This window comes from Stenotrophomonas sp. TD3 (assembly GCF_001939825.1).
Classification (GTDB): Bacteria; Pseudomonadota; Gammaproteobacteria; order Xanthomonadales; family Xanthomonadaceae; genus Stenotrophomonas.
In genome coordinates this window covers 564303-584080 of the sequence record NZ_MOYM01000001.1, presented here as the reverse complement: position 1 = coordinate 584080, position 19778 = coordinate 564303, and the positions used below count along the sequence as shown (strand labels likewise).

The window sequence follows — 19778 nt, the reverse complement described above, 5'->3', positions numbered from 1 at the left end:
ACCTGCTGCATTCTCTCTTCCAAGGACCCGTGATGCGCAACACGCTCTACCTGTCGATCATCCTCGCCCTGTCTCCCTGCAGCGTTCCGCTGGCGTCTGCGGCTACCGTCGATGGCCTGGAGGCCCGCGTGTCGGCGCCGATCGCGGCGCAGCCGTTGGCGCGTGCGCTGGAACAGTTGTCGCGCAGTTCCGGCGTGCAGTTCCTGTATTCGGGTAGCAGTGAAGCGCACATGGCCGGGGCGGTGCCGCGCGGTGCCACCGTCAAGCAGGCACTGGACGCGCTGCTGGCAGGGACCGGCCTGGGCTACACCGTGATGGATGGCAACGTCATCGCCATCGATCCGGCGCCCGCACGCAACGAATCGAAGCCGGCCGCGCCGAAGCCGCGCGAGGCCGAGGCGGTGGTGGCGCCGACCCTGGGCACGGTGAAGGTGATTGCCGCGCATGAGGTGATCGACCAGAAGAAGACCTCGCCGGTGATCAAGGATTCGGTGGTCTACGACGAGATGGACAGCTACGGCGACGAGACGCTGGCCGAAAGCCTGATGGCCGCGCCGGGCCTGAGTGCGGTGGAGGATGCCGGCGAGCCCCGTTACGTGACGGTGCGTGGCGTGCAGGCCAACCTAAACTACACCACCATCGATGGCATCGCGATTGCCAGCGTGGGTGGCAGTGGCTCGGGTGAGCGCATGAACAACCTGCAGCTGATTCCCAGCGACATCGGCACCCGTACCGACATCTACAAGAGTTTCAGCGCCGAGCAGGCGCCGGACGCGATTGGCGGCGTGATCGACATCATCAGCCGCAGTGCCTTCGACCGTTCCGGAAAGTACGTGTTCGCCGACGTGGCCGGTATCTACTCCACGGCCGAGACCAATGTCGAGCGCAGCGCCGGTGGCAACCACGAGACCCTGGGCCACTTCGGCAAGAGCGCCAAGATGGTGTTCTCCAACCAGTTCGGTGCCGACCAGGAATTCGGCATCGTCGCGGTGGCGCGCTATGAGCAGCGTTCGCGCAACAGCGTCAAGCGCTGGGTGGAGTCGAACTACTACTACAACGACGCCGGCAAGTACCTCACCGACGGCAGCACCGGGCCGGACGAGGCCAAGGGCTGGAACGGGCTGCGTGCGCCCGGCAATTTCAGCACCGGTACCTACACCAACTTCATCACCAACTTCGGTGGCTCGGCCAAGATGGAATGGAAGCCGTCGGACGATCCGTTCTACGCGTCGCTGCTGTTGTATTCGTACCGGTTCTACGAGAACTCGACGATGAACAAGACCGACCTGTACGGCAACGCCAAGTTTCCGATCCGCAACCAGACCGAAGACAGCGGCACCACCCAGATCAACAGCATCTACATCAAGAACCGCCACGACCGCTGGGACCGCAGCAACCGCGGCGCCATCGCCAGCTTCAATTGGGATATCGGTGATCGCTCGCGGCTGACCCTGCGCGGTGGCCACACCGAAGAGACCTTCCACAACAGCCAGGTCTACTGGGGGGTACGCGCCTACCCGAGCAACCTGTTCGTCGACTACGAGAACGACAGCCATGGCTTTCCCAATGCGGTGGCGGTATCCGATTCCAGCCTGCTGACCAGCTCGGCGTTCAAGCTCAACCCGGCACAGGCCTATGTCTCGCCGCGGGATGCCAAGGAGAGCATCGACAACCTGCGCGCCGACTTCAGTTACAACATCGATGCCGACGCGCGTGGCTTCGGCCTGGCCGCCGGCGCCGAGTACCGTCACCTGAAGATCTGGCAGGACATCGACTTCGACTACTACAAAAGTAGTGCCACGCTGAACGATTACCTGTACCCGGGTTCGACCCTGCTGGGCAGCGTGCCGGGCTTCCCGTTGATCGACAACCGCAAGTGGAACGAGGAGCTGGCGCCGACGCTGGGCAGCAACAACGCGGCCTATCCGAATGCCAACTTCACCAGTGACTACAAGTACGTGGAGGACATCACCAACGCCTATACCTCTGCCCACTATGCCTGGGACCGGTTGCTGCTGATCGGTGGCCTGCGCTACGACCACACCCGCTTCGATGCGTACAGCCCGTTCAGCGACGATGGTGGCACCACCTATACATCGGCTTTCCGCAAGACGAGCGGCGGCTACAACAACCTGCTGCCGTCCTTGAATGCGACGTTCAAGCTCACCGAGGACCAGCGCCTGCGCTTCTCCGCCAGCCGAACGCTGGGCCGGCCGACGCCAAGCAACATCGCCCAGGCCACCACCACCAGCTGTGGCGATGACGAGGAGGGCAGGGGCTTCTGCACCATCAAGCAGGGCAATGCCAACCTGCAGCCGCGGCGCTCCACCAACATCGACCTGGCGTGGGACCTGTACTTCAACGGCAACAATGGCCTGGTCTCGATCGCGCTGTTCGACAAGGTGATCAAGGACGACATCTACACCCTGACCACGTTCGAGAACGTGGGTGACACGCGCTACCGGGTCACCCAGCCGATGAACACCGATGAGTCCAGGCTGCGCGGCGTCGAGTTCGCGGTGGCCAACCGCAACCTGCAGTGGGGCCGCCAGCGCTTCGACATGTACTTCAATGCCACGCGGCTGGAAGGCCAGACCAACTACCGCATCAGCGATGGCACCGAGCGCCGCCTGGACCGCCTGCTGTACCAGCCGGACTGGTCGCTCAATGGCTCGGTGATCTGGCGCATGCCGTGGAAGAGCGCGCAGCTGCGCCTGTCCGGAACCTACCGCAGCCGGATGCTGGTCGACTTCGGCGATACCCAGTGGCTGGATTCGTACTACGACCCGTACATGACCTTCAACATGGCCTTCAGCCACAAGGTCAGCAGGCACGTGACGCTGAAGTACGAGGCCAAGAACCTGTTCAACACGCAGCCGACCTACAGCACCGGTCCGAACGGGCGCTTCCGTACCGAGATCGACGACTACGGCCGCTTCTTCTACTTCCACATCATCTACAACTGAGGGCACAGCCGTGGAGACAATCAATCGCAGGCGATTCCTGGCCCTGGCCGGACTGTCCGCTGCCGGCGCCTGGATGGGCACGGCGCGCGCGCTGGCCGCACAGACCGATGCCACCGCGCTGAACCCGCGCAACCTGCTGGCCTCGCCGCGGTTCGCCAGCACGCCGTTCACCCTGGGTGTGGCCTCGGGTGATCCTTCGGCCGATGGCATGGTGCTGTGGACACGGCTGGCGACCGAACCGCTGGTGTTCGGCGGAGGCATGCCGACCCGGCCGATGGTGGTTGAATGGCAGGTGGCCGCGGACGAGCGCATGCGCAAGGTGGTGCGCCAGGGTTCGGCGATGGCCCATCCCGAGCTGGGCCATGCCATCCACGTGGAGCTGGAAGGATTGGCACCGGGCCGACCCTACTGGTATCGCTTCACGGTGGGCGGCCATGCCAGTGCGGTGGGTTGCACGCGCACGTTGCCTGCGGCCACGTCGGCGGTGGATCGGGTGCGCTTCGCGGTGGCTGGCTGCCAGCACTACGAAGAGGGCCACTACACCGCGTGGCGGCGCATCGCCGAGGAACCGCTGGACTTCGTCTTCCACTACGGCGATTACATCTACGAAGGCGAAAGCCAGCCGGGCCTGCGGAAGATGAACGGCCAGCCGTTCACCAACCTGCGCAATCATGTTGGGCCGCAGACCTACACGCTGGACGACTACCGCCGCCGCTACGCCCAGTACAAGAGCGATGCCGACCTGCAGGCCGCACATGCGTCGGCACCGTGGTTCGTCACCTTCGATGACCATGAAGTGGACAACAACTGGGCCGGTGCCGAAGACCAGGACGATACGCCCAGCGAAGTGTTCCTGCTGCGCCGCGCACAGGCGTTCCAGGCCTACTACGAGAACATGCCGCTGCGCCGCTCGGCATTCCCGCGCGATGGCCACATGCAGCTGTACCGGCGCGCACGCTACGGTACGCTGATGGACCTGCACCTGCTCGACACACGCCAGTACCGCAGCAAGCAGGTGAACATGGCGCTGCGCGAGGAGGTGGAATCGCCGGAGCGCAGCATTGTGGGTGCGAAGCAGGAGCGCTGGCTGTTCGACGGCCTGGCCGATGCCGCGCCGCGTTGGCACACCATCGCCCACCAGGTGGCGCTGGGCAACTACATGCGCGAGAAGGACGGCGTGGTGCAGTCGTCCGATGACCAGTGGTCGGGCTATCTGGACAGCCGCCGGCGCCTGCTCGACCACATCCAGAAGGTCGGCTTCGGCAACGTGGTGACCGCCTGTGGCGACGCACACCGGCATTACGCCAGCGACCTGGTGCAGGACCATCGTGATTCGGGCGTGGTCTCCAGCGAGTTCCTTGCCACTTCGATCACTTCGGGGGCCGATGGTCAGGGCGTGGACGCGTACGCCAGCAATCAGCTCGCGCACAGCCCTTACCTGAAGGCGACCACCGACAAGCGTGGCTATGTGCTGTGCGATGTCACCCGTGATGCATGGATCGGCGATATGAAGACGCTGGATTCCGTGATGCGGCCGAACGGCACCGTGCAGAGCTGGAAGCGCTACGCGGTGGAGCACGGCCGGCCGGGATTGCAGGATGCCTGATCGGCCCAGCGGCTTGTAGAGTCGAGCCATGCTCGACTGCTTTTTCCGATCAATGATCGAACAGCGATCGAAAAGCAGTCGAGCATGGCTCGACTCTACAACGGCGGGGCGACTCAATCGTGCTCGAACCGCAGTGGTTCGCTGCCCATCGCCGGATCACTGGTGCCGGGGCGACCATCCTCGGCGCGGCCCGCCAGGCGCAGCACACTCTCACCCGCGCTGACCTGCAGGTCATACCAGCCGGCGGTAGGCGTTGCATCCCACGCCAACGAAGTCTCTGCATGCGCGGGCAGTGCCAGCGTCTGCTCGGGCATGTGCCCGGCATAGGCACCGGCATGCACGCGCAGTTGCTGCGCGCTGTCACCCAGATTGCGCAGGTGCAGCCGCAGCTGGCCGTCCGCAGGCTCGACCGCAGCCTGTACGGCCGGTGCCTTGGCCGCCCCCTGGAAATGGCGGTGGAAGCCGTTCGGGCCCAGCAGCCACAGGTCATAACGGCCCTGGGCATCCAGCGGCCAGCGCTCCTGCAGTGCTGTGCCTGGTACCAGCGTATAGCGGCGTGGCACCGCACCCAGTCGCAGCCGATCGTAGACATGCAGGACCGCGGCTGCACCTTCGCAGGACAACGTCAGGTCCACGCCCGAGCCGTCGATCGCAGCAATCGATGCCTGTGGCCGATAGGGCAGGGCACGCGCCGGGCGTACGCCGCTTTCCTGTTTCGCCGGCTTCAGTCCGTCCGGCAACGCCGGCACGGTGCGTCCCGGCAGGGCGGCGGCACGTGCGGCCACCGCGCTCACGTCGGGCAGGCCGCGTACGAACGGACGGGTATCGCGCTGGGCGAAGTCGAAGGCGTTGCTCAGGTCCCCGCAGACCGCACGGCGCCAAGGCGAGATGTCCGGTGCGGCGACGCCGAAGCGGCGTTCGATCAGCCGTATGACCGAGGTGTGGTCATACACCTGCGAATCGACCCAGCCACCTCGGCTCCACGGCGAAATCACGTACAGCGGCACGCGCGGGCCCAGCCCATACGGGCGGCCGTGTAGTTCGGCCGCGTCGTACTTTTCGTCGCCCGGCGCCGGATTGCGGTGGTACTCGCCCTCGGTGCTGACCGAAGACGCACCCGCCCATCCGCCGTCCACGGGCGAAGGTGGTGCCGGTGGCGGCATATGGTCGAAGAAGCCGTCGTTCTCGTCGAACATCAACAGCAGGGCGGTGCGGCTCCAGACTTCCGGATCGGCGGTCAGTGCATCCAGCACGCGCGCGGTATAGGCCGCGCCCTGGGCCGGGCTGGAGGGGCCGGGATGCTCGCTGCCGGCCGCATCGGCGATGATGAAGCTGACCTGCGGCAGGCGTCCGTCGACCACGTCCTGGCGCAGCTGCGCCAGGCCACGCGTGCTGACCCCGCGTGCGCGCAGCTGCGGGTCATGCCCCGGCGCAGCGCGGTAGGCCTGGCGGAAAGCCTCGAAGCCGGCCAGAGGGTTGTCGGTGAAGTTGTCGGCCATGTCCTGGTAGATCTGCCAGGACACACCGGCCTTCTGCAGGCGTTCGACATAGCTGGTCCAGCGGTACGACGCCGGGTGCCCGCCCTGTTCGGGGAAGTTGTCGTGCGAGTTGGCGATCACCGGGCCGCCGGCACGCGCGTGCGCATCATTGTGGCCGGTCCACAGGAACACCCGGTTCGGGTTGGTTCCGGCCTGCATCGCGCAGTGGTAGGCGTCGCAGATGGTGAAGGCATCGGCCAGGGCGAACTGGAAGGGCAGGTCGCTGCGCTGGAAGTAGCCCATCGAGTGGTTCTGCTTGGCCTTCGGCCATTGCCCCATGCGCCCGTGGTCCCAGGCCCGCTGTGCATCCGGCCAGGTGTGCGGCGTGCCTTCCACCCGCATGTAGCCGAAGTGCGCAGCGGTATCCAGCGGGAACGGTGCGATCGCGCGCTTGCCGCTGGCATCGGGTTGCAGCCACAGGCTGCGCGCGCGGCCGCCGGCCTGCAGTGCCTGCGCCGGAGCGACGAAGCGATCGCCGAAACCACGCACGCCCGGCAGCGTGCCGAAGTAGTGGTCGAACGAGCGGTTCTCCTGCATGAACACCACGATGTGCTGCAGGTCTTCGAGGCTGCGCGTCTGCGCGGCAGGCGCGATCGCTGCGGCACGGGCGATGCTGGGCAGCAGCGGGGAAAGGCCGGCGGTTACGCCGGCCTGCAACAACCGGCGTCGGCCGATATCGGTCACGGGCTCACTCACAGGTCCACACGGAAGGAGATGCCGACGGTGCGCGGGGCGCCGATGAAGGCGTTGTCGCGGCCGTCCACCCCTGCAAGATACCGCTTGTCGGTCAGATTGCTCACCACCAGGTTGGCGCCCATGCCCTTCAGGCGCGGCGACAGGCCCTGCAGGTCGAAGCCGATGTTGGCGTTGAACACGGTGGCCGAAGGCAGCTTGTTGACGTTGGCGGCATCGAGGTAGCGCGTGCCCAGGTAGCGACCGGACAGGCCGAAGTTCCAGTTCTCACCCTGCCAGTCCGCCGACAGGACCAGGGTCTGTTCGGGCTGGCCGATCACCTTGGCGCCGTCGACGATGCCCAACTGGGTATCACGTGCGGCATCGCCACTGCCCAGGTACTTGGAGCGGTTGTAGGTATAGGCGGCGTTGAGGCGCCAGCCGTTGTCCCAGCCATAGCCGAACGCCGCTTCCAGGCCGTTGCTTTCCACGCCGCCGAAGTTCTCGTAGACGCCGTCGGTCTCGCCGAGGTAGTCGATGCCGCTGACGAAACCGGCCGGCAGGTAGACGATGCGGTTGTCGAACTTGATGTTGTACAGGGTGACCGAGGCGGTCAGTGGCCAGCGGCTGATGCGCATGCCCACTTCGATGTTGTCGGCGGTTTCCGGCTCGACGTTGCGGAAGCGCTGCGGGTCGGTCTCGCCGAGCACGCCGGAGGGAATGGCGGCGAAGTTCTGCGAGAAGCCAGCGAACAGCTCCATGCCTTCCACGCCGGGCGCCCAGGTGAAGCCGGTGGACAGCAGCGGATCGGACTTGGAATCGGATTTGACGTGCTCGCTGGCACCGATCACGCGGCGGCGCGACTGGTCGACGAAGAACTGCTTCACGCCCAGGCGTGCGCTGAACGGCCCGAAGCGGGCCACGTCCTCGACGTAATACATCTGCTCGTCGACCTTGTACTTGTCCTCGAACTGTACCCAGTACGGCTGGTGGTCGAAGGCGATGTCCTGGCCGACGTTGAGCAGACGGTGCCAGTCGCGGCGCGCCGAACGGTCCAGCTTCTCCACCCACAGGCCGCCGCGGATCGTGTTGTCGACTGCGCCGAAGGTCTGGCGCCACTCGACGTCGGCCGTCACGCCCATGCGGTCGTTGTCGTAGTGGGTGTGGCGGTAGGACTGCGCGCCCAGCACGTTGCCGGCGTAGCAGTTCGGATCGTACTCGGCGGTGAAGCCGAGGCGTGGGGTGCAGCTGGCCAGGCGCTGCGCGGCGCTGCCATCGGGATTGACGAAAAAGATCTGGCCACGGTTGCTGCCGCCATACACGGTCTTTCCACCGATGTACTCCGACTCGGGGCGGCCGGCACCATCATCGCTGACCTGTGCCAGGTACGGTGGCAGCCAGTCGCCACGACCTTCCATGCGATGCCCGTAGGCGGCCACCGAGGCCTTGAAGCCGTTGCCGCCGTCGAAGGCTGCACGCAGGTAGCCGAAGGTGTTCTCGCGCAGTGCACGCGAGCCGGAACGGTAGTTCTGGTCCAGATACGGAATGCCGGTGAGGGTGCCGACCAGGTTGTCGCGATCCGGATTGGTAGCGAAGCCCTTCGGTGAGACGCTGGTGTATTCCGGCTCGTCGGCATCGTTGTAGGACAGGTAGCCGGTCAGCGTCCAGCGGTCCAGTTCGGTGATGAACTTGCCGGCGATGTGGTCGTTGCTGGTCTTGCCGCTGCCATCGATCCAGTCATGCACGCGCGCCGACGAGGCACTGACCCAGGCGCGGGTATGGCCGCCGAGCAGGCCGGTGTCGTAGCGCACGTAGTACTTGCGCGCTTCGTTGTCACCGGCACCGATCACGAAGCGCAGGCGGCTGTCCTGCAGCGGATCGCTGGTGAGGAAGTTGAGCGTGCCACCCAGCGCTTCGTTCGAGCGCGAGGAGATATCGGCAGTGCCCTGGCTGACTTCCACCGTTTCCAGGTCGAGCGTGTCGATGTAGCGGTTGGCCAGCGAGCCGCCGCCGTAACCCGAACCGCCGTTGGGCAGGCCGTCGATGGTCGTGCCGATCTGCTGGGTGTCGCGGTTGGTGACGAAGCCACGCATGCTGATCTGCGTGCCCCATACCGACGAGCCGGTGGCATCAGCTTCGCTGACCACCACGCCGGGCACTTCATTGAGCGCGTCGTTGACGCTGCTCATCACCGTCTGGCGGTTCAGCGTTTCCGCGCGCACCGAGGTCTTGGCGTAGCTGGTGGCCTGGCCGATCACCTGCACCTGGTCGAGGGTGCGGGCCTCACTGCTGCGCGCTTCAGCGGCATCGCCCTGCGGTGCTTCGGCCAGGGCGTCCAGTGCGGGGGCGATCAGCAGGGCAAGCAGCGAGACACGGGGAAAGCACGCAGACGTTCGCATCGAGACCGGACCTTCAGAGGAGGGAAGCCCCGGAGTGTCGGCAACGCCAATGACATCGGCATGACGTGACGATGCAGGAATCGTGTTGTGCGACGGTCGGCACCCGCCACTTGCTTCAGTACCGTGCGTCCTTGGGTTTCGGGTCGCGCGGCCAGTCCTTGCTCTTGTTGGCGAAGTCCGGCCGGGGCTGGTTGATGAAATAGCCGGCGATGTCCACTGCATCCTGGTCTGGCATTACCTGCTGGCCCAGTGGCGGCTCGCGGGTCACCGCCGGCGGCATGTTGTGCTTGATGAAACCGGCCGCCTTGTACAGGCGTGCCATGCCAGCGCCGATGTTGAAGCTGTGGTCGCCCCACAGCGGCGGGAAGGCGATATCACCGCTGGCGTCGCGCCGGCCTTCACCGTTGTCGCCATGGCAGGCGGCGCACTGCACGGCATACAGCGCCTGGCCACGGATCGGGTCCGGGGTCAGCGTGCTGTCGATGGGCCCCTCACTGGGGGCGGCCACCTTTGCACCGTCTGGCACGGGACCGCTCAGCCACGCCATGTAGTCGAGCATCGCGCGCATCTGCGGCGCGTCCTTCGGCAGCGGCTTGCCGTTCATCGAACGCTGCAGGCAGCCATTGATGCGCTCGGCCAGCCCGATCACCTTGCCCGGCCGCGGCATGTAGCGCGGATAGGCGCCACCACCGGTGTTGAAGTAGTGGTTGCCGAACGGCCGCTTGCCTTCGGCCATGTGGCACGAATTGCAGTTCAGATCGTTGCCGACGTTGTCCGGCAGCAGGCGCGCGGTCTCGTTGAGGATGCGGCGTCCAAGCATCACCGATTCGGCATTGCCCAGCCCGGCGATCTCTTCGGCGCTGGGCGCGTGGTAGTGCCCGACCACCTTGCCCTGTGCATCGAGGATGTCGATCGTGCTGGCTACGGCGGCATCCAGGTCCGGGTACAGATGGCGATAGGCGAGGGTGCCGGCACCGGCCAGCAGCACGAGGGTGACCACGCTGCCGACGAGCAGGCGAGAGCGTCTGCGCGAACGTTTCATCGTGCGGCCTCCTGCGGAACGTAGTGCACCGGCTTGTCACGCACCACCCGGCGCATGCGCGCCACCTCGACCTCGCTCACCGCGCTGGCCTGGTTGCCCCAGCTGCTGCGGATGAAGGTCAGGATCTGGGCCAGCTGCGCATTCGGCAGCTGCTCGAAGCCGGGCATGGTGAAGGCCATGCGGTCGTGCAGGGTATGCGGCGTGCGGCCGCCGATCAGGGTCACCTGTACCAACGAACTGGGATCATCGGCGAATACGATCGAGTTGCCGGCCAGGGCCGGGTAGACGCGGGGCATGCCGCGGCCATCGGCGCGGTGGCAGGCCTGGCAGTGCTCGGCATAGGCCAGCGAACCGGCCACCCGGTAGTCGCCATTGCGCAGTGCTGCGGTGGTGGTGTCGGTCCCCGGCGACCACTGTGCGCTGCGGCCCTCACGCGCCGGCAGCTGCTTCAGGTAGCGCGCCATCGCCAGCAGGTCAGCGTCGGACAGGTACTGCGTGCTGTGCTCGACCACATCGGCCATGCCGCCGAAGGCCGCCGAGCGATCGGTGCGTCCGGTGCGCAGGAAGTCGACGATCTCGCCCTCGCTCCAGCTGGCCAGGCCGGTCGACTCGTTGCGCAGGTTCTTCGCGTACCAGCCTTCGAGCACCGAGCCGGACAGGAACTGGCGGCTGCCATCATCGGCCATCGCCTTTTCCTGGAATGCCAGGCCGCGCGGTGTATGGCAGGCACCGCAGTGGGCCAGGCCTTCCACCAGTTCAGCGCCACGCTGCTGGCCGGCATCCAGCGACGGATCCGGACTGAACGAGCGCGGGCGCGCGAACAGCAGCTGCCACCAGGCCAGTGGCCAGCGCATGTTGGCCGGCCACGGAATCGTGCTGTTGGCGTTGCTCTGCTTCACCGGCTGCACCGAGCCCATGAAATAGGCATACAGCGCCTTGATCTCGGCATCGCTGGCGATCACGTACGAGGCGTACGGCATTGCCGGATACAGCGGCTGGCCATCGTGTCGGAAGCCACGGCGCACCGCACGCTCGAAGTCGGCGTAGTCGTAGGCACCGATGCCGGTGTCCGGATCGGGGGTGATGTTGGTCGAATAGATCGTGCCCATCGGCGTCTGCATGCCCAGGCCACCGGCGAACGGCTTGCCGCCCGGTGCGGTGTGGCAGGCCGCGCAGTCGGCGGCACGCGACAGGTACTGCCCCTGCGCGATCAGCGCCGGATCGTGGATGTCGACCTGCGCGGTCTGCCGCGGTGCGAACCAGTAGGGCGTGCTGCGGGCGATGCCGTAGGCGGCGGCCAGCGTGGCGGCCAGGGCAATGGCGAGCTTGAACGAGGTGCGCATGGCGGCACTGTGGGCAATCCCGCGCGCGCGTTCATTGATCCGGATCAATGACTGAACGGATACAGCTTGTACACCAAGCTGAATCGTTCCTGCGTTGTCATCAAGCCGTCATCCACGCGCGATAGATGGCCGGTCTATTGGGGCGTTAACGTCCCAACCTGTCTGATTCACCCCTATGACGTGATATGAAGCGCCTGCTGCTGCTGTTGCTGGCGTGCGCCGGCTTGTGGCTGGCTGCATGCTCCTCCTCCATCAATGCCTCGTCCACCTCGCTCGCCGATCGGCTGATCGCGCCGGGTGGGGTGTCGACCCTGCTTGATCGTCCGCGCATCGCTGCGGCCATCGCCGAACTGCCCAACCGCCATGGCTTCGCACCGGGCCGCGATGGCGTGCCGATCTTCTGGCGTGTGTTCGACCCCGGCGACTACGGCGCGCGTTACCACTACCTGCCGCAGCGCCACGAGAACGGCCTGCCGCTGGATACCGGCCTGAGCCTGGCCGTGCCGCAGCCGTTCCATGCGCAGGCGCCGCGCGGTACCGTGGTGCTGCTGCACGGCTGGATGATGAACGGTGATTCGATGCTGCCGTGGTCGCTGCAGCTGGCCGAATCCGGTTATCGCGTGATCACCCTCGACCTGCGCAACCATGGCCAGTCCGGCGCCGGTCCGTCCGGCTATGGCACCTATGAATCGGATGACGTGGTCGATGTGATCGGTGAGCTGCGTGCACGTGGCGAAGTGACCGGGCCGCTGTACCTGTTCGGTGTGTCGTACGGCGCGGCCACGGCGGTGTTTACCGCCGACAAACTGGGCGACCAGGTGGAAGGCGTGGTGGCGATGGAATCGTTCGCCAATGCCGGCGTGGCCATCCGCACCATGATCCCGCACCTGATGGGGCTGCAGCCGGAAGGCCTGAAGGCGCAGGCGGTGGCGTCGTACGCGCGCTGGCGCTACGGCGGCCAGGACATCAACCAGGTGATCGCCGCCGCCAGCCGCCGCATCGACGTTGATCTGGACCGCGTGGACGTGGCACGCGCGCTGGCCGATACCCGCGCCTGCGTACTGCTGCTGCACGGGCAGGGCGACCAGCACATTCCGGTCAGCCAGGGGCGCGAACTGGCCCTGGCCAACCCGCGAGCGCACTACATCGAAATGCGTGGCGAGGATCACATCACCCTGCCGTTGCGGCTGGACCTGCTGGCCGGGGTGGTCGATGACTGGATGGCGCGCGACGAGCACCATCCGCAGAGCGCGTGCCCGGCACCGCAGCTGCCGGCCCAGGCCGAGTGGCTGACGCACAGCTGAGAAAAGGGGACGGAGGGGATTAAGTCGTTTGCAGCACACCCGGGGCAGAAAAGACTTAATCCCCTCCGTCCCCTTTTTCTGTCAGGCCACGCGTCGTGCCAATGAGCGCGCAGACGCCGCGACGCCGAGCAGCAGCGCGGCCACGCACAGGAAGGCGAAACCGAGGCTGGTGGCATGCGCCAGTGCGCCGATCGCTGCGGGGCCGGCGAGGATGCCGGCGTAACCCAGCGTGGTGACCGCGGTGATGGCGATGCTCTCCGGCATCACCCGCTGCTGGCCCGCCATCGAGAACAGCGCCGGCACGATGTTGGCGCAACCCAGCCCGACCAGCACGTAGCCGGCCAGCGCCACCGGGAACGAGGGCACCAGCGTGGCCAGGGTGAAGCCGGCTGCCGCGGTGATGCCACCGATGACCAGCGTGCGGGTCCGGCCGAGGCGCTCGACGATGCCGTCGCCGAACAGGCGCATCGCGGTCATCGCCAGGGTGAACAGCGCAAAGCCGGCGCCGGCCTGATCACGGGGCACCTGGCGTACGTCGGCCAGGAACACCGCGCTCCAGTCCAGCATCGAACCTTCGGCGAGGAATACCACGAAGGCCAGAGCACTGATGAACAGCACAACCCCATGCGGCCACGCCAGCATCGGGCCATCGTGCAGGAGGCGCTGTGGACGCCAATGCGGTGCCGCCAGTACGGCGACCAGCAGCAATGCCGCCACCGAAACCAGTGCGGCCAGCCACAGCGGCGTGCCGACGATCAGCAGCCCGGTCATGCAGCCGGCGCCGACGAATCCACCGATGCTGTAGAACGCATGGAAGCCGGACATCATCGCGCGGCCGGCATCGCGCTCGACCGCGACGGCCTGCATGTTCATCGTGCAATCCATCGCGCCCACGCCGGCGCCGAACACGAACAGCGCCGCCCCCAATGTGAAGGGGGAAGGGGCGAGCGCCAGCAACGGCAGTGCCAGCAGCACCAGCGTGCAGGTAATCACCATCAAGCGTCGGCAGCCGAGGCGGCCGGTCAGCGCGCCTGCCAAAGGCATCGCCAGCAACGAACCCAGCCCAAGGCAGAGCAGCACCGCGCCAAGGCTGGCATCGGTCAGCCCGGCCTTGGCCTTGGCATAGGGCACCATCGGCGCCCACGCGGCAGTGGCGAATCCGGGAATGAAGAAGGCGGCACGGGTGGCGTGCTGCTGGGCACGTGGGGATGAAGGCGTCATGCGCGATGCGAAGCTCCGGGGAATCAGGATGAAAACGTTTTCAGATTGAGTCGGCAAGTGCCATGTATGACATTGAACGACGCATACGATTGCAGTGACCCGATTGCGTCACCAGCGATTAACGCGGCTCGCGGACAGTGGCTGCACGGTCGGCATTCCGCCGCCCGCTGCCGGAGACCTGTACATGAGCACGACACCCACCATCCTCCTCGTCCATGGATTCTGGGGCGGGGCCGCACATTGGGCCAAGGTGATCCTGGAACTGCATCGCAATGGCCATGACCGTGTGCAGGCGGTGGAGTTGCCGCTCACGTCGTTGGCCGATGATGCAGGACGCACGCAGAAGATGATCCGGCAGATCGATGGACCAGTGGTGCTGGTTGGCCACTCCTATGGGGGCGCGGTGATCAGCCAGGCCGGCAACGAGGACAACGTGAAGGCCCTGGTCTACATCGCTGCCTTCGCGCCCGATGCCGGCGAAAGCCCGGGGGGCATCACCCAGCAGCACCTGCCGGAGGCGGCGCCGAACCTCGCACCGGACAGCGATGGCTACCTGTGGCTGCGTGCGGACAAGTTCCATGAGAGCTTCTGCCAGGACCTGAGCGACGACGAAGGCCGGGTGATGGCAGTGACCCAGAAGGCGCCGCTGGCCAGCACCTTTGGCGATGCGGTCAGCGACCCGGCGTGGAAGCACAGGCCGAGCTGGTACCAGCTGTCCCGCCATGACCGCATGATCGCGCCGGAGAACCAGAAGGCCATGGCTGGCAGGATGCAGCCCAAGCGACTGCTGGAGCTGGATGCCAGCCATGCCTCGCTGGCCTCGCGGCCGAAGGAAGTGACCGCGCTGATCCTGGAGGCCTGCGCCGCCATCGGCGGCTGAGCCTGCGGCAGCGCGCCGCACCACAGCACATCGCACGACAGCTGGGGCGCAGGGGAGTACACTCCTGCGCCTGCGGCCATCCGGCCGCGTCCCGTCTTCCCTCCAGCCGCCGCCAGAGGATCCCACCCGATCGTGGAGGTCCCGTCGTGCTGCCTGTGCCTGATGCCCGTATTCCGTCCCCGTTGCCGCGTCGCCGTGCATTGCCGCAGGCGCTTGCCCAGAGCCTGCTGATCACCGCACTGGCCAGCAGCGGCATCGCAGCCGCGCAGTCCACCACCGAGCCGGACAAGGCCCCCCGCACGCCGGCATCGCAGACGCTGCAGACCGTGCAGGTCACCGCCAACCTGCTCGGTACCATCACCGAGGGCAGCGGCGCGTACACGCCCGGTACCATCGCCACCGCCACCCGCCTGGTGCTGACGCCGCGCCAGACGCCACAGAGCATCAGCGTCATTACCCGCGCACAGATGGACGACTTCGGCCTGAACGGCATCGATGACGTCATGCGGGTGACCCCGGGCATCAGCATCGTTACCTACGACAGCGAGCGCACCGAATACTACGCGCGTGGATTTGCCGTGCAGAACTTCCAGTACGACGGCATCCCGATGTCGCGTGACTCGGCCTATTCGGCGGGCAACACGCTCAGCGATACCGCGATCTATGACCGCATCGAAGTACTCAAGGGTGCCACCGGCCTGCTGACCGGCATGGGCGATCCGGGCGCGACCATCAACCTGGTGCGCAAGAAGCCCGGCAAGGATTTCGCGGGCAGTGCTTCGCTGGGTGTCGGCCGCTGGGACGACTATCGCGCCGAGCTCGATGTCGGTGGCCCGCTCACCGCCGACGGTCGCGTGCGCGGTCGCGCGGTGGGAGCCTGGGAAGACAAGCACTCCAACCTCGACCACTACCAGCGCACCAGCAAGGTGGGCTATGCCGTGCTGGAAGCTGATCTGGGAGAGCGCACGCTGCTGTCGATCGGCGGCGACGTGATGGACAGCGATCCGAAGGGCTCGACCTGGGGCGGCATTCCGCTGCTGGACAGTGCAGGCAACTTCAATGACATGCCGCGCTCGTTCAACAACGGCACCCGTTGGAGTGGCTGGGGCCAGTATGTGCGTACCGGCTTTGCCACGCTGGAGCACACCTTCGACAACGATTGGGTCGCCAAGCTGCAGCTCAACCACCAGGTCAACGGCTACGACGCCGCGCTGGCCGGGGCGGCGGGTGGAAATCCTGATCCGGTCACTGGCGAAGGCGTGTCGCTATGGCTGGGCAAGTATGTCGGCAAGACCGTCAGCAACGCTGCCGACTTCTATCTGAGCGGTCATTTCGGCCTGTTCGGCCGCGAGCATGAGCTGGTGGTGGGCGGCAGTGCCTCGCGCAAGCGCTGGACCAATACCGGCTACTCGCCGCAGCCTGGCTACCCGACGGAAGTACCCGACTACCGCGCATGGCAGGGCGACATTCCCGAGCCGGAGTGGCAGCGCAGCTACAGCAACAACGAAGTGACGCGTGAGAACGGCCTGTACGTGGTCGGTCGTTTCGACGTGGCCGATCCGTTGAAGCTGATCGTCGGCAGCCGGCTGGCCAGCTACCGCTCGCCGGACACGCGCGAGACCGGCGTCTATGTGCCGTATGCCGGTGTGGTCTACGACCTGGGTGAGCACTACTCGGTGTACGCCAGCTACAGCACCATCTTCAAACCGCAGGGGCAGCGCGACGAGCAGGGCAAGGCGCTGGATCCGCTGGAAGGCCGCAGCTACGAGGTGGGCCTGAAGGCTGAGTTCTTCGATGGTCGCCTCAATGCCAGTGCGGCGCTGTTCCAGCTTGACCAGGACAACTTTGCCCAGCCCACCGGTGGCAAGACGCCGGATGGTCAGGATGCCTATCGCGCTCTGATGGGGGTGCGTACCAAGGGTTACGAGCTGGAAATGTCTGGCCAGCTGGCCGAGGGCTGGCAGGTGCAGGGTGGGTTCTCCCACAAGATCGCGCGCCAGGCCGGTGGCAAGGTGACCACGCTGGAGCCGGAAAACCAGTTCAGCCTGCACACCAGCTACCGCCTGCGCGGCGACTGGAAGGGGCTGACGCTGGGCGGTGGCGCGCGCTGGCAGGATTCCACCTTCGGCGAGATCACCAACCCGGCCACGCAGGCCAAGGTGGTGCATCGCACTCAGCCCTATTGGTTGCTCGATGCGATGGCGCGCTATGAATTCAACGATCGCCTGTCGGCCACGCTCAACGTCAACAACCTGCTGGACAAGCGCTACTACACGATCTTCAGCTGGTACAGCACCTACACCTGGGGTGAGCCGCGCAATGTGCGGTTGGCGATGACGTACAGGTTCTGACACCAGGTGCTGCACGAAAACGCCCGCGGTGCGTCATGGCATCGCGGGCGCTGCGGTTACAGCGGCAGGTCGAACACCAGCACTTCGGCGTCGTTGCCGTTTTCCAGGGTCAGCTGCGCTTCGTCGCTGACCTGCAGCGCATCACCGGCTTCCAGGGTGATGCCATTGACCTGCAGCTGGCCGCGGGCTACCTGCACATAGGCGCCACGTCCGTTGCCGAGCGCGTGGTGCAGCTTCTGGCCGCCATCGAGGATGGTGGCGAAGATGCGGGCATCCTGGTGGATGCGCAGCGAACCATCGGCACCGTCCGGCGAAGCGATCAGGCGCAGCTGGCCGCGCTTGGCTTCCGGGGCGAAGTGGGTCTCCTCGTAGGACGGCGTGATGTTCTCGGTGTCCGGGAAGATCCAGATCTGCAGGAAGTGCACGGTTTCGTCGGCCGAGTGATTGAACTCGCTGTGGCTGACACCGCTGCCGGCGCTCATGCGCTGCACGTCGCCGTAGCGCAGCACCGAGCCGGTGCCCATCGAGTCCTTGTGCTCCAGCGCGCCGCCCAGCACATAGGAAACGATCTCCATGTTGCTGTGGCTGTGGGTGCCGAAGCCCTGGCCGCCGATCACCTTGTCTTCGTTGATCACCCGCAGCGGGCCGAAGCTGACGTAGCGGGGATCGTAGTAGTTGGCGAAGGAGAAGGTATGGCGCGAGGACAGCCAGCCATGCTCGGCCAGGCCACGGGTAGCGCTCTTGCGGATCTGCAGCATGATGGAATCTCCTTGTTCGATGGTTTCGATGGGGCGGGGTGGGGCGGTAGCCGCCGTGTTTCCCCGTTGGAGAGAAGTATCCGCTTGCGCCGGGGGTTTGAAAAACGGATAGTTTTGACAGCCATCATCGAAAAATTCGAATGCTCAAGCTCAGCCTCGATGCCCTGCAGATCCTGGACGCCATCGACCGCCGCGGCTCGTTCGCCGGCGCCGGCAAGGCCCTGCACAAGGTGCCCTCGACCATTTCCTACACCGTGGCCAAGCTGGAGGAGGACCTCGGCGTCCAGCTGTTCGACCGGGTTGGCCCGCGTGCCGAACCGACCGAGGCCGGGCGCGCCCTGCTGGACGAGGGGCGGCATCTGCTGCGCGCGGCCCGCGAGCTGGAGCTGCGGGTGCGCCGGGTGGCGTCGGGCTGGGAGACCGAACTGACCCTGGCGGTGGACTCGGTGTTCCCGACCTGGCTGCTCGGTCCGGACATCGCTGCGTTTCGTGAGGCGGAGGCGCCGACCCGGCTGCGGCTGATCGGCGAGGCCCTGTCCGGCACCTGGGAGGCCCTGCTGGACCGCCGCGCCGACCTGCTGGTCGGCGCACCGGGCGAGGGGCCCAGTGGCGGCGGTTACGTGGTTGAGCCGCTGGGAACGGTGGAGTTCGTGTTCGCGGTCGCGCCGGATCATCCGTTGGCCAACGTGCCGGGCGTGCTGGGTCGCGAGCAGCTGGTCGAGCACTGCGCGATCGCCGTCTCCGATTCGGCGCGGCGGTTGCTGCCGCGCACGGTGGGCCTGTTGATGGGGCAGGAGATGCTGACCGTGCCGGACATGGCCAGCAAGCTGAAGCTGCAATGCGAAGGCGTGGGCTTCGGTTTCCTGCCCGAGCCGTGTGCGCGCGCTGCAGTGGCGCGTGGCCAGCTGGTGATCCGCGAGGTGGAGGAACACAAGCCGGAGGAAACGTTCTGGCTGGCCTGGCGCACCGGCGAGGATGGCGCGGCACTGCGCTGGTGGCGCGAGCGCCTGCGCAGGCCGGAGCTGCTGTCGCAGTGGTGGCAGTCAATGGCCAAGGGGTAGGGGTACGGCAGGGCTGCGCCCTGCACCTGCCGAAGCCGAAGCCGAAGCAAAAGCTGGTTTCCTGAGGGATGGCGGGGTGGGTCCGGTTGCGGGAGACGCCGTAAACCCATCCATGGGGGCTTGGCCGCGGCATCCATGCCGCGGACACTCCCGCAACCGGACCCACCCCGCCTTCGACAGTTTTCCGCGATCTGTCGGAACGGCGTACTGCTCTGGTAGGTGTCGACCTTGGTCGACACGGTAGATCCACGCCATGCGTGGATGAATTCATTCGATATCTGACAGATGTGTCGACCAAGGTCGACACCTACCAACAGTCGCGTGAACCTGTCGAAGGTGGGGCGGTGTCGGAGTGCGGGGTGTCAGCCGCATGGATGCGGCTGCCAAGCCTACAGGGACGTACTTGCGGCGTCCCCGCACTCCGACACCGCCCCGCCATCCCGCGGAATGCGCGCTGTTGCTGTTGCTGTTGCTTCTGCAGGTGCAGGGCGCAGCCCTGCCGAAAAACACGCATAAAAAAACAGCAGGCCGAGGCCTGCTGTTTCGGTGTAATGGTGCGCCCGGAGAGATTCGAACTCCCGACCGCCTGGTTCGTAGCCAGGTACTCTATCCAACTGAGCTACGGGCGCGCGGTACA

Annotated in this window: 12 protein-coding genes and 1 tRNA gene; 6 read left to right on the top strand and 7 right to left on the bottom strand. The window is 66.2% G+C overall.

Translation table 11 applies throughout. The features are described from left to right. The first annotated feature begins 32 nt into the window (after positions 1 to 32). Positions 33 to 2966, top strand: coding sequence for a TonB-dependent receptor (locus BKE09_RS02645; protein ID WP_075674782.1), 2934 nt, complete (start codon positions 33 to 35; stop codon positions 2964 to 2966). Between the two features lie 10 nt (positions 2967 to 2976). After that, on the top strand, positions 2977 to 4572 hold the full coding sequence (locus BKE09_RS02640; RefSeq protein WP_075674781.1) for an alkaline phosphatase D family protein: 1596 nt from the start codon (positions 2977 to 2979) through the stop codon (positions 4570 to 4572). Positions 4573 to 4685: 113 nt separating this feature from the next. Here BKE09_RS02640 and BKE09_RS02635 read toward each other — a convergent pair whose 3' ends face one another. The 4 genes from BKE09_RS02635 to BKE09_RS02620 all read right to left on the bottom strand — a co-directional run bounded on the left by BKE09_RS02635 (position 4686) and on the right by BKE09_RS02620 (position 11566). Beyond that, the gene (locus BKE09_RS02635; RefSeq protein WP_075674780.1) at positions 4686 to 6794 is read right to left on the bottom strand and encodes a phospholipase C, phosphocholine-specific; all 2109 of its coding nucleotides are present in this window, start codon (positions 6792 to 6794) and stop codon (positions 4686 to 4688) included. Positions 6795 to 6802: 8 nt separating this feature from the next. Beyond that, complete coding sequence (locus BKE09_RS02630; protein ID WP_075674779.1) at positions 6803 to 9181, bottom strand: TonB-dependent receptor; 2379 nt, start codon at positions 9179 to 9181, stop codon at positions 6803 to 6805. A 115-nt stretch (positions 9182 to 9296) separates the two neighbouring features. Further along, positions 9297 to 10223 (bottom strand): c-type cytochrome, encoded by a 927-nt coding sequence (locus BKE09_RS02625; RefSeq protein WP_075674778.1) that lies wholly within the window; start codon positions 10221 to 10223, stop codon positions 9297 to 9299. Continuing rightward, entirely contained in the window at positions 10220 to 11566 is a 1347-nt protein-coding gene (locus BKE09_RS02620; RefSeq protein ID WP_075674777.1) for a cytochrome c, read from the bottom strand. Before BKE09_RS02620 ends, BKE09_RS02625 begins: the two co-directional genes overlap by 4 nt. Positions 11567 to 11751: 185 nt before the next feature. Between BKE09_RS02620 and BKE09_RS02615 the strand changes: the two genes are divergently transcribed. Continuing rightward, entirely contained in the window at positions 11752 to 12870 is a 1119-nt protein-coding gene (locus BKE09_RS02615; RefSeq protein ID WP_075674776.1) for an alpha/beta fold hydrolase, read from the top strand. A gap of 81 nt (positions 12871 to 12951) precedes the next feature. Here BKE09_RS02615 and BKE09_RS02610 read toward each other — a convergent pair whose 3' ends face one another. Further along, complete coding sequence (locus BKE09_RS02610) at positions 12952 to 14091, bottom strand: MFS transporter (protein ID WP_075674775.1); 1140 nt, start codon at positions 14089 to 14091, stop codon at positions 12952 to 12954. A 184-nt stretch (positions 14092 to 14275) separates the two neighbouring features. Here BKE09_RS02610 and BKE09_RS02605 point away from each other — a divergent pair, with 184 nt between their 5' ends. Further along, positions 14276 to 14971, top strand: a complete 696-nt coding sequence (locus tag BKE09_RS02605) for an alpha/beta hydrolase (protein WP_075674774.1) — start codon at positions 14276 to 14278, stop codon at positions 14969 to 14971. Positions 14972 to 15117: 146 nt separating this feature from the next. Then, entirely contained in the window at positions 15118 to 17322 is a 2205-nt protein-coding gene (locus BKE09_RS02600) for a TonB-dependent siderophore receptor (protein WP_075674773.1), read from the top strand. A gap of 56 nt (positions 17323 to 17378) precedes the next feature. On the opposite strand, the gene BKE09_RS02595 is transcribed toward BKE09_RS02600, so the two are convergent. Beyond that, on the bottom strand, positions 17379 to 18080 hold the full coding sequence (locus BKE09_RS02595; RefSeq protein ID WP_049445628.1) for a pirin family protein: 702 nt from the start codon (positions 18078 to 18080) through the stop codon (positions 17379 to 17381). 140 nt (positions 18081 to 18220) lie between these two features. Here BKE09_RS02595 and BKE09_RS02590 point away from each other — a divergent pair, with 140 nt between their 5' ends. Next, positions 18221 to 19141 carry a LysR family transcriptional regulator gene (locus tag BKE09_RS02590; protein ID WP_075674772.1) on the top strand — a complete coding sequence of 307 codons (921 nt, stop codon included), beginning with the start codon at positions 18221 to 18223 and terminating at the stop codon, positions 19139 to 19141. Positions 19142 to 19693: 552 nt separating this feature from the next. Here BKE09_RS02590 and BKE09_RS02585 read toward each other — a convergent pair. Then, positions 19694 to 19770 (bottom strand) — tRNA-Arg (locus tag BKE09_RS02585). Positions 19771 to 19778 lie beyond the last annotated feature (8 nt).